Origin of the sequence: Pseudomonas sp. P7758 (genome assembly GCF_013386485.1) — a bacterium.
Taxonomy (GTDB): Bacteria; Pseudomonadota; Gammaproteobacteria; order Pseudomonadales; family Pseudomonadaceae; genus Aquipseudomonas.
In genome coordinates this window covers 58,406-69,633 of record NZ_JACARS010000052.1, presented here as the reverse complement: position 1 = coordinate 69,633, position 11,228 = coordinate 58,406, and the positions used below count along the sequence as shown (strand labels likewise).

The 11,228-nt window shown below is 62.9% G+C and carries 10 protein-coding genes; 5 read left to right on the top strand and 5 right to left on the bottom strand.

What is annotated here, in order from left to right:
* Nucleotides 1-300: 300 nt before the first annotated feature.
* Nucleotides 301-1,812: an MDR family MFS transporter gene (locus HX873_RS11540; protein WP_008437917.1), complete on the bottom strand. Its 1,512-nt coding sequence runs from the start codon at nucleotides 1,810-1,812 to the stop codon at nucleotides 301-303.
* Between the two features lie 74 nt (nucleotides 1,813-1,886).
* Nucleotides 1,887-3,071 carry a 4-hydroxybenzoate 3-monooxygenase gene (gene pobA / locus HX873_RS11535; RefSeq protein ID WP_177122690.1) on the bottom strand — a complete coding sequence of 395 codons (1,185 nt, stop codon included), beginning with the start codon at nucleotides 3,069-3,071 and terminating at the stop codon, nucleotides 1,887-1,889.
* A 189-nt stretch (nucleotides 3,072-3,260) separates the two neighbouring features.
* On the opposite strand from pobA, the gene HX873_RS11530 reads away from it, so the two are divergent.
* A complete protein-coding gene (locus HX873_RS11530) occupies nucleotides 3,261-4,157 on the top strand; it encodes a helix-turn-helix domain-containing protein (RefSeq protein WP_003210655.1) in 897 nt (298 codons plus the stop codon).
* Here the strand turns inward: HX873_RS11530 and HX873_RS11525 are convergent.
* Together HX873_RS11525 and HX873_RS11520 are read right to left on the bottom strand one after the other, a co-directional pair.
* Nucleotides 4,141-4,317 (bottom strand): hypothetical protein, encoded by a 177-nt coding sequence (locus tag HX873_RS11525; protein WP_162835184.1) that lies wholly within the window; start codon nucleotides 4,315-4,317, stop codon nucleotides 4,141-4,143. The genes HX873_RS11530 and HX873_RS11525 overlap by 17 nt on opposite strands.
* Nucleotides 4,318-4,417: 100 nt before the next feature.
* Nucleotides 4,418-5,323: a LysR family transcriptional regulator gene (locus HX873_RS11520; protein WP_003210653.1), complete on the bottom strand. Its 906-nt coding sequence runs from the start codon at nucleotides 5,321-5,323 to the stop codon at nucleotides 4,418-4,420.
* A 104-nt stretch (nucleotides 5,324-5,427) separates the two neighbouring features.
* Between HX873_RS11520 and HX873_RS11515 the strand changes: the two genes are divergently transcribed.
* Together HX873_RS11515 and HX873_RS11510 are read left to right on the top strand one after the other, a co-directional pair.
* Nucleotides 5,428-6,300 (top strand): MBL fold metallo-hydrolase, encoded by an 873-nt coding sequence (locus HX873_RS11515; protein ID WP_177122688.1) that lies wholly within the window; start codon nucleotides 5,428-5,430, stop codon nucleotides 6,298-6,300.
* Between the two features lie 34 nt (nucleotides 6,301-6,334).
* Nucleotides 6,335-6,949 (top strand): NAD(P)-dependent oxidoreductase, encoded by a 615-nt coding sequence (locus HX873_RS11510; RefSeq protein WP_177066767.1) that lies wholly within the window; start codon nucleotides 6,335-6,337, stop codon nucleotides 6,947-6,949.
* Nucleotides 6,950-7,080: 131 nt separating this feature from the next.
* Here the strand turns inward: HX873_RS11510 and HX873_RS11505 are convergent, their stop codons facing one another.
* Entirely contained in the window at nucleotides 7,081-7,950 is an 870-nt protein-coding gene (locus HX873_RS11505) for a LysR substrate-binding domain-containing protein (protein ID WP_003210650.1), read from the bottom strand.
* Between the two features lie 111 nt (nucleotides 7,951-8,061).
* On the opposite strand from HX873_RS11505, the gene HX873_RS11500 reads away from it, so the two are divergent.
* A complete protein-coding gene (locus HX873_RS11500; protein WP_177122687.1) occupies nucleotides 8,062-9,687 on the top strand; it encodes a 5-guanidino-2-oxopentanoate decarboxylase in 1,626 nt (541 codons plus the stop codon).
* A complete protein-coding gene (locus HX873_RS11495) occupies nucleotides 9,684-11,126 on the top strand; it encodes an aldehyde dehydrogenase family protein (RefSeq protein WP_177122686.1) in 1,443 nt (480 codons plus the stop codon). Before HX873_RS11500 ends, HX873_RS11495 begins: the two co-directional genes overlap by 4 nt.
* Nucleotides 11,127-11,228: the final 102 nt, after the last annotated feature.

Below are 11,228 nucleotides of genomic sequence, written 5' to 3'. Positions count from 1 at the left end.
TACTTGAGCCGGATGGATCGTTTCCAGCATGGACGTTCGGCGCGAACTTTAGGACGTGAGGGGCTATAGATCAACTAAAAATGTCGCGTTTTTGCACGCGTTCGTCGTGCGGCCGCGTGCAGCTACTTATGTAACCGACCGGTATGACGGATTGATGTTCCCCGGTAGGTGCAATTTGAGGTGGTGCGGGTGCAGTGAAGATCAAATGCGCGAATGCGGTGTATCAGCCAACCTATTTATCAACTGACAGACCGCATTCGCGAGCAAGCCCGCTCCCACATTTAATCTTCATTTTTTCGACTATTTGGCCTTGTCTTCCCGCCCCCGCAACACCCGATTAGGCATGGCAATCGCCGCCGCCAACCCCAACAACGACACCCCGGCACTGACCATCAGCAAATGCCTGAAGGTAATCAACAACTCCCCCCGCAAGGCATCCTGCGCCGGCCCAGGCGCCGCATTCAAGCCATCCAGCAGCACATTCCCCGAACTCCCTTCCGCGACCAGCGCCCCACTGGCCAGGTGCGCAAAACTGGAGTCCTGCAACAACGCCAGCAACAGCGCCGACATGCATGCCACCCCAACCGCACCGCCCAGGGAACGGAACAGGTTGGTGGTGCTGGTCGCCACCCCGATATCCCGCTGCTCCACCGAGTTCTGCGTACCCACCAGAGAAGTCGGAAACTGCATCCCGGCGGCAATCCCGCACAGCAACATAAACAGACTGGTGACCGCCACCGCCTGAGGCGCACTCAACGCCATGCCGAAAATCGCGATCGGGCTCAGGAAGGCGCCAATCAGGATCATCGGTTTATAACGCCCGGTCACCGAGGTCATGCGCCCGGCAAAATACGCCCCCATCGGCAAACCCATCGCCAGCGGCAGCAAATGCAAGGCGGCACTGTCGGCACCGGAACCGGTGACGGTCTGGTAGCGCAGCGGCATCAGCACCGTGAGGGAAATCGCCTGGAAACTGGTAAAGAAAATCGTGCACCAGCACAACACCGCGCTGCGGTTGGCAAACAGGTGCATCGGCAACAAGGGCTCCCGCGCCCGACGCTCGTGCCACACAAACACCGTCAACGCCACCACGGCACAGACCAACAGCCCCAGCACTTCATCGTCGCGCCAATGATGGCCCTGGCCGATTTCGGTGATACCCAGCAACAGCGCCGTCAAACCGACGATCATCAGCACAGTGCCGAGGTAGTCTATCACCGGCTTGCGTTGCGGCACCGGCAGCCCCACCAGCGTGCGATGGGCCACCCACCAGGCGCCCGCGCCCAGCGGCAGGTTGATCAGGAACACCCAGCGCCACGACAGGTACTCGGTCATGTAGCCGCCCAACACCGGGCCGGCCACGCTCGCCACCGCGTACATGCTGCTGAAGTAACCCTGGTAGCGCCCGCGCTCACGGGGCGGAATAATGTCGCCGATAATCGCCTGGCTGACCGAAATCATCCCGCCAGCACCGATGCCCTGGAGGATCCGCGCCAGCACCAGTTGCTCCATGCTCTGGGCCATGCCGCAGAACAGCGAAGCAAGGGTGAACAGGCCCATGCCGATCAGCATCATCGGCCGGCGCCCGTACAGGTCGCCGAGCTTGCCGTAGATCGGCACGGCCACGGTCATTGCCACCATGTAGCCGGAGATCACCCAGGCCAGCAGGTTGACGTCATGGAACTGGGCGGAAATCGCCGGCATGGAGACGGCGACGATGGTCTGGTCCAAAGCCCCGAGAAAGATCGCCATCATCAAGGCGACAAGGACACTGCGCACGGCGGGTGTGGCGGGCTGATTGAGGTTGGTCACGGCAGAACCTGCGAGCAAGGGCCCGCGGGAAAAGGAGGCCCACGGGAATGCTCGTCAGTGTACTAGATAGCTGACTATTCGATAGCCTCGTAAGGAAGTCCGACATAATTTTCTGCAATGGTTTTACGACCGGCTTCGGAGTCGACGAAGTATTCCAGTTCGCTCTGGGCGATGCGCTGGCTGAAGCCGTCCGCCTCAGGGAATTGGTGCAACATCGAGGTCATCCACCAGGAAAACCGTTCGGCCTTCCAGATCCGCCGCAGGCAAATCTGCGAGTACTTCTCCAGCAATTCCACTCGGCCCTCGCGATACACCTTGAGCAGGATATTGAACAAGGTACTGACATCGCTGGCCGCCAGGTTCAAACCCTTGGCGCCGGTGGGCGGCACAATGTGGGCAGCGTCGCCGAGCAGGAACAGGCGGCCGTACTGCATCGGCTCCACCACAAAACTGCGCAGTGGCGCGATGCTCTTTTCGATGGACGGGCCGGTCACCAGTTGCTCGGTGAGTGAGCTGGGCAAACGGGCTTTCAGTTCATCCCAGAAGCGCTCATCGGACCAGTCGTCCACCGACTCATCGGCCGGCACCTGCAGGTAATAACGGCTGCGGGTCGGTGAACGCATGCTGCACAGGGCAAAACCGCGTTCGTGCTTGGCGTACACCAGTTCATCGTGGATCGGCGGGGTGTCGGCGAGGATGCCCAGCCAGCCAAACGGATAGACCCGTTCAAAGACTTTCAATGCCTCGGTGGGAATCGACTGGCGCGCCACACCGTGAAAACCATCGCAGCCAGCGATGTAGTCGCAGTCCAGCCGGTAATGCTCGCCTTTATGTTCGAAGCTCAGCCACGGCTCCGGGCTTTTCAGATCATGGGGCTGCACGTTGCCGGCTTCATACAACGTTGTCGCGCCGCTGGCCTGGCGCGCGGCCATCAGGTCGCGGGTGACTTCGGTTTGCCCGTAGATCATCACCGTCTTGCCGCCGGTCAGCGTCTTGAGGTCGATATGGGTCAGTTGCCCATTCAGCGCCAGCTCAAAGCCCTCATGCACCAGGCCTTCGGCATCCATCCGCGCACTCACGCCGGCCTGGCGCAGCAGGTCGACCATGCCTTGTTCCAGCACCCCGGCACGGATGCGCCCTTGCACGTAATCCGGCGTCTGGCGCTCAAGAATCAGGGTTTCGATCCCGGCGTTGTGCAACAGTTGCCCGAGCAGCAGCCCCGAGGGACCGGCGCCGATGATGGCGACTTGGGTTTTCAGCGTTTTCATTATTTTTATGGCCCGCAAGCTTCATCCGAACGTATCCGGTGAAAGAGTTGTCATTGAAGGTGTTGCTGGCATTTTTCACTTGAGTGCCCGGCATAAGAAGGTGAAAACTGAGCCCAAAGCTGCGCTTTTCGCCAATTGGGGCGATTACCGCACAACTCTCCCGAAGTATCGGATGAAGCCATGACCAAAACTGCCAGTGCCGCGATTCCAGTGTTCAAACTCTACGGTGAGAGCCAGCAATGGCCGACCCCGGATTTGTTGCACTGTGAAACCATCTCCCGGCGCAGCCGGGAGTACCAGTGGGAAATCCAGCCCCACCGGCATGCGGACCTGTGCCAGTTGCTTTACGTGCACAAAGGCCAGGCACAACTGGAGATCGAGGGGCAGCGCAGCACCCTGAATGAATCGACGCTGCAGGTGCTGCCGCCGTTATGCGTGCATGGCTTTCGCTTTTCCGAAGACGTCGAGGGGTTTGTGGTCACGCTGGCCGCGCCGCTGATGGCGCATTTGCAGGGGCAGCTTGGGGCTGCGCTGGATGGCCTGAACGCCTTGGGCAGCTACCCTGCCGGCAACGACAGTGACTACCTCAACAGCCTGTTTGCGCGCCTGCAGGAGGAGTACGCCAGCGACCAACCGGCGCGAGACATGATGATGCACGCCCTGGTCAGCGTGCTGCTGGTGTGGATCAGCCGCCAGGCCATCCAGCGTCGCCATCCACGGGCACCGCGGGGCCGCGAATATTTCCGCCGGTTCACCCAGCTGGTAGAGCAACACTATCGCGAGCACCCGAAAATCGAAGACCTGGCCCACAAGCTCGGGATCTCGGTCTCACACCTGAACGGTACGTGTCGGGAGTTGGGCGGGCAGCCTGCGTTGCAGATCATGCACGACCGCCAGTTGCTGGAAGCCAAGCGCCTGCTGACCTACACCAGCATGACCATCAATGAAATGTCGGAGGTGTTGGGCTTTTCCGACCCGACCAACTTCTCACGGCTGTTTCGCCGACGCGTCGGGTTCTCCCCGAAGGCGTTTCGGGAGCAGTTGAAAGCCGACCAGGACGCTAGCGAAGCGAACTGAAGGCAGCCATGTGGCCAACGCATTGACCGTGATTGCAGCTGGAGGCGAACCCCGGCTGCATGCGGGTCTGTTCGACGCGGTAGGCGGCAGTGCCATAGAGCGCGGTGGCGGCGGCGCACAGGGTGAAAATCATCAGGTACTTTCTTGTTTTGATCGACATGATGCTGACCTCTGATCCGATCAAGAAGGTGCTTTGATAAGCATAGGTCAGCTGGGGCAAGTCGCCATTATCGGGCGACATTCAACCTGTTTATGTCGGCTTAGAGACCGACGTCCCACACCGGCTCTTCCGGAAACCTCAATACCAGGAAATCCAGCAGGCTGCGCAGCGCCGCCGGCATATGCTTGCGCGAGGCGTACACCGCGTAGATGTTCATCTGCTGCGGCTCGGCCTCGGGCAACAAGCGGATCAACTCGCCGCTGCGGATGTAGTCGCCCGCCTGATAACTCGGCAGCCGCGACACCCCTGCCCCCGCCAGCGTCACCCGCAATAAGGTACTGGCCTCGTTGGCGCTGATATTGCCCTGCACCGGCACCGACACCGGCTCGCCGTTTTCCATGAAGTGCCACAGGCTTTTGCCGAAGTAGGAGTGGGTCAGGCAATTGTGCCGGGCCAGGTCCTGTACCTGCCGCGGTTGCGGATGCTCCAGCAGGTAAGCGGGCGATGCGCAGATCACCGAACGGCACAGCGTGAGGCGGCGGGCGATCAGGTTGGGATCCAGTTCAAAGCTGGTGCGGATCGCCAGGTCGATGCGCTCATCCACCAGGTTCACCGTGCGATCAAGCATCTGCATATCGATGTTGACCAGCGGGTAGCGCTTGACGTATTCGGCCATGGCATCGGCCAGCTGTGCCTGGCCGAACGAGGTGCTGACACTCAGGCGCAGCAGGCCGCGAGGCGCTTCGTCGGGTTCGCTGACGGCGGCCTGCATGTCGCTGCACAACTCCAGCATCTGCCGGCAACGGGGCAGGGTTTCGCTGCCGGCGGCGGTCAGGCTGAGCTTGCGGGTGGTGCGGTGCATCAGGCGCGCGCCGACCCAGTCTTCCAGCTCCGCCAGGTAGCGCGACACCACCGGGCGCGACAGGTCCAGATGGTCGGCTGCCGCCGACTGGCTGCCCAAGTCCACCACCGCGACAAACACCCGCATTGCTTGAAGACGATCCATGATTTGCCCGCTTTTAGAAACAAACTATGTCCAAGCATCGCATTTTTTGTAGCGTTTGGTGCAACTAAGCTCTGTCCACACCTTACCGATGACTGGAGCAGCACATGTTTGGATTCTCCCCGCTCAAGCGCGTGGCCCTGGCCGCCGCCACCCTGGCCTTCGCCGCCCACGCCACGGCTGCCGACCTGACCCTGGATGCCTACAACCCGGGCGAGTCCGCGATGATGCCGGTCACTTCGGTACTGGTCAGCGGCGACAAAGACGCGATCCTGGTGGACGCCCAATTCGGCAAGACCCAGGCCGAGCAACTGGTGCAAAAAATCCGCGCCAGCGGCAAGCGCCTGACGACCATCTACATCAGCCACGGCGACCCGGACTACTACTTCGGCCTCGATACCCTGACCGCCGCCTTCCCCCAGGCCAAAGTCCTGGCACCGCAGCCGGTGGTGGACCATATCAAGGCCACCGTTGAACACAAACTGGCGTTCTGGGGCCCGAAACTGGGCGCGGACAAGCCTGGCAAAGCCGTCATTCCCCAGGTGCTTGAGGGCCACAGCCTGACCCTCGAAGGCAAGCAGTTGGAGGTGATCGGCCTCGACGGCGCACAACCGGACCGCACCTTTGTGTGGATCCCGTCGATCAGGGCGGTGGTCGGTGGTGTAGTCGTCGCGGAAAACATTCATGTGTGGATGGCCGATACGCAGACCGCGAAGTCCCACACCGATTGGCTGGCCACCCTGCAACGTATCCAGGACTTGAAACCGCGCACCGTGATCCCGGGTCACTACCTGGGCACACCGTCGCTCAAATCCGTAGCGTTCACCGCCGACTACATCAAGGCGTTTGATGAAGAAACCGCCAAGGCCAAGGACTCTGCCGCCCTGATCGCGGCGATGAAAAAGCGTTACCCGAACCTGGGTGACGAGAGCACCCTGGAACTGGGCGCCAAAGTCGCCAAGGGCGAAATGCAGTGGTGAGTTGATTCAACCCTTAACCGTACTGGAGAACGTCATGAGCAAGATCGCAATCATTGGTGCCACCGGTCGTGCCGGTAGCCAACTGCTGGAAGAAGCGCTGCGTCGCGGGCACACCGTCACGGCCATCGCACGTAATACCGACAAGATCGGCGCGCGCCCTGGCGTCACCGCCAAGCAAGTCGATGCGCTGGATGCCCAGGCGCTGGAACAGGCCATCCGCGGCAACGACGTGGTGATCAGCGCGGCGCACTTCGCCACCCTGCCTGCGGAAGCGGTGATCAACCCGGTGAAAAAAGCCGGCGTGAAGCGCCTGCTGGTGGTCGGCGGTGCCGGTTCGCTGTTGTTGCCGGGCGGCAGCCGAGTGATCGACAGCCCGGGCTTCCCCGAGGAATACAAAGCCGAAGCCAGCGCCGGCAGTGTTTTCCTCGATACCCTGCGCCAGGAAAAAGACCTGGACTGGACCTTCCTGTCGCCTTCGGCGGAGTTCGTCGAGACCGCGCGTACCGGCACATTCCGCCTGGGCCAGGATGAATTGCTGGTGAGCAGTGAAGGCCGCAGCTGGATCAGCTTTGCCGACTTTGCGATTGCGCTGATTGATGAAGTGGAAACACCGAAGCATTCACGCCAGCGGTTCACCATAGGTTACTGATCCCCCTACGCTCGATCGTTCCCACGCTCTGCGTGGGAATGCATCTTGTGACGCTCCGCGTCACGGCTCCTAGAGCGGACGCAGAGCGTCCAGGGCGGCATTCCCACGCAGAGCGCGGGAACGATCATTTATTAAGCCTGTGCCTGGCTCACCAGCCAATCCATAAGCTGCTCCAACCCCGCCGAGGGCTCAGTGCCCGGCGGGTACACCAGGTAATACCCCATCCCCGTCGGCACCCGTAGTTCAAACGGCGTCGCCAACCGCCCCGCCTTCAGGTCCTCGCCAATCAGCGCGCTGTCGCCAATCGCCACGCCCGAGCCTTGGGACGCCACCGTCATCGCCAGGTCCAGGGTTTCAAAATGATGCCCCTGGGCCAGATTGCTCAAGCGTGTATTCGCCGCTTTCAACCACAACGCCCAATCGCGCTCATCCCGCGTAGGGTGCAACAACACCTGTTGCTGCAAATCGGCAGGCGTGTGCAAGCCACCGAGCAAGGCCGGCGCGCACACCGGTGTCAGGCGCTCATCGAACAGATGCCGGGCCTGGGCCGACTGCTCGGCAATCGGCGCGTAGATCACCGCGGCATCGAACTGCTCGCGGCGAAAGTCGACGGTGTAGGCCACGGTGGTGGTCAACTCCACCGGCACATCCGGGCGTTCCTGCTGCCACTGCATCAGCCGTGGAAGAAGCCAGCGCATCACGCAGGTGGAGGCCTTGAGCTGCAAGGTCTCGCGGCGGGTGCCGATCTGCTCTACCGCTTCACCGATCAAGCCGAACACCTGCTGCGCCCGCAGTGACCATTCGCGGCCCTCTTCGGTGAGGCTCAAGCCACGAGCCTGGCGCTGGAACAGCGCATAGCCCAGATGACTTTCCAGCCCGGCGATCTGCCGGCTCACCGCGCCCTGGGTGATGTGCAATTGCTCGGCGGCTCGGGTGAAGTTGCAGCACTGGGCCGTGACCCAAAAGGTGTGCAGGGCCGGCAGCGGCGGAAGACGTTTCATAAGGGCGCAGCCATGACGTGAGGACATGGCTAGTATGACTTTTTATCGATTGTTGCCGCTACGGGCCAGCCGTTCCAATACGGGCCTTTATCAACAATAAGAGCGACGACAATGGCGACCTGCGGCGAAGTATTGGTCAACCTGCTGGAAGGCTACGGCGTGGACCAGGTGTTTGGCATCCCCGGCGTGCACACCGTGGAACTCTACCGGGGCCTGGCGCGCTCGAGCATCCGCCACGTCACCCCGCGCCACGAACAGGGCGCCGGCTTCATGGCCGACGGCTATGCGCGCACCAGCGGCAAGCCCGGCGTGTGCTTCATCATCACCGGCCCCGGCATGACCAACATCACCACCGCCATGGGCCAGGCCTACGCCGACTCGATCCCGATGCTGGTGATCTCCAGCGTGCAGTCCCGCAGCCAGCTGGGCGGCGGGCGCGGCAAGCTGCACGAGCTGCCGAACCAGAACGCGATGATCGCGGGCGTGGCGGCGTTCTCCCATACCTTGATGTCGGCGGCCGAGTTGCCCGGTGTACTGGCCCGGGCATTTGCGCTGTTCCAGGCCGGACGACCGCGCCCGGTGCATATCGAAATCCCGCTGGACGTGCTGGTGGAAAACGCCGACGCGTTGCTCGGCAGCGAACCGGTCAGCGTTTCCCGCGCTGGCGCTGCGCCGTCGGCGGTCAAGCAGATGAGCCAGTTGCTCGCAGCGGCGAAACGTCCGCTGATCCTCGCCGGTGGCGGTGCCATCGACGCAGCCCCCGAGGTGACGCAGCTGGCCGAAGCCCTCGGCGCGCCGGTGGCGCTGACCATCAATGCCAAGGGCATGCTGGCCGCCAACCACCCGCTGCTGATCGGCTCGACCCAAACCCTGGTCGCCACCCGCGCGCTGGTGGCCGAGGCAGACGTGGTGCTGGCGATCGGCACCGAGCTGGCGGAAACCGACTACGACGTGACCTTCGCCGGCGGCTTCGACATTCCCGGCGCCCTGCTGCGCATCGACATCGATTCCGACCAGACCGTGCGCAATTACCCGCCGCAAGTCGCGCTGGTAGCCGACGCGCAAATCGCTGCGCAGGCACTGCTTGCCGAGCTGGGCAACAAACCCCTGGCCGCCCGGGACAGCAACTGGGGCGCCCGCCGCGTCGCCCGCCTGTGGAGCGAACTGGAACCCACCTGGGACGCCGCCACCCGCGCGCAAACCCTGTTCCTCAACACCGTCCTGGACGAACTGCCCGACGCCGTACTGGTGGGCGACTCCACCCAACCGGTGTACACCGGCAACCTGACCCTGAACCTCGACCAGCCGCGCCGCTGGTTCAACTCCTCCACCGGCTACGGCACCCTCGGCTACGCCTTGCCGGCGGCCATCGGTGCGTGGCTGGGGCGCGGCAACGGTGCGCCGGTGGTGTGCCTGATCGGCGACGGCGGCCTGCAATTCACCCTGCCGGAACTGGCCAGCGCCGTGGAAGCGCGCACGCCGGTGATCGTGCTGCTGTGGAATAACCAGGGCTATGAGGAGATCAAGAAATACATGGTCAACCGCGCCATCGAACCGGTGGGCGTGGACATCTACACCCCGGACTTTATCGGCGTGGCCAAGGCCCTCGGCGCTGCTGCCCAGCGCATCCAGGGTGTTGAGGAATTACGCAGCGCCTTGCGTGCCGCGACTGATCGCCAGGGCCCGACGCTGATTGAAATCGACCAGGGGCTTTGGATGAAGGAGGTGGCGGTATGAGCGCGGTATTGAATGGGCTGTTTATCAATGGCGCGTGGCGTGCCGGCCATGACGTGCTGGACGTGATCAACCCGGCCACCGAGGCCACCCTGGCCCAAGTGAGCGTGGGTGATGCAGGCGCGGTGACTGAGGCCATCGGCGCCGCCAGCGCGGCCTTCCCGGACTGGTCGAAAAGCACCGGCCGCGACCGCGCCGCGCTGTTGCGCAAGATCGCCGAGGGTGTGAGCGCAGAGCGTGAACACCTGATGCAACTGCAATCGAGCAACAACGGCAAGCCGCTGTTTGAAGCCGGCATCGATGTGGATGACGTGATCGCCACCTTTGCCTATTACGCGAACCTGGCCGACGAAATGGATGCCAGCCAAGATCGTCCGGTGGTACTGCCCACTGAGGATTTCAGCGCCCGTGTACGCCGTGAACCCTGCGGCGTGGTGGGCCTGATCGTGCCGTGGAATTTCCCGATGGTGACCACCGCCTGGAAACTCGCCCCCGCGCTGGCGGCCGGTTGCTGCGTGGTGCTCAAGCCTTCGGAAGTGACGCCGCTGGCAGAGCTGGAACTGGCCCGGATCATCGCCTCGGTGGGCTTGCCTGCCGGTGTGTTCAACCTGGTCTGCGGCACTGGCCTGGCGGTGGGCGCGCCGATGGCGGCTGACCCACGGATCGCGAAAATCTCCTTCACCGGCAGCAATGCCGTGGGCGTGCAGGTGATGCAGCGCGCCGCCGAAACGGTGAAGGGTGTGAGCCTGGAACTGGGCGGCAAATCCGCGTTGCTGGTGCTGGCGGACGCCGACCTCGACCTGGCCGTGGAACTGGCCTGCGGCGGTGGTTTCTTCAACGCCGGGCAGATGTGTTCCGCCACCAGCCGGGTGTTGGTGGCCGACGAACTGGCGGACGAGTTTCTCACCCGCTTGCAGGCCAGGGCCGAGAGCATTCGCGTGGCGGACCCGTTTGCCGAAGACGTGGAAATGGGCGCATTGGTCAACCGTGCGCAGTACCAGCGGGTGCTGGGGCATATCGAACGTGGCGTGCAAGCCGGCGCGAAGCTGCTGTGTGGCGGCGGGCGCCCGGCGGATTTGCCTCATGGGTATTTCATTCGCCCGACGGTCTTCACTGAAGTGCCGTTGGACAGCGCGTTGTGGAACGAGGAGATCTTCGGCCCGGTGCTGTGCGTGCGCAGTTTTGCCAATGAGGCCGAGGCGGTGGCGCTGGCCAATGACAGTGAGTTTGGCCTGGTCGCGAGCGTGCTGAGCAGCAACGTGGAAGCGGCTGAGCGAGTGGCCAATGCTTTGCAGGTGGGTTTGGTGTGGATCAACGCGCCGCAGGTGATCTTCCCGCAAACGGCGTGGGGTGGTTACAAGCAGAGCAGCATTGGCCGGGAACTGGGGCCTTGGGGGTTGCAGGCGTTTCAGGAGATCAAGCATGTGATCCGGGCGGTCTGAAAACCACCACACAACACTGTGGCGAGGGAGCTTGCTCCCGCTAGACCGGGCTGGCGCTCCAGTGCGAAGCGCTCTCAAAAATCTTGGGGCCGCTGCGCAGCC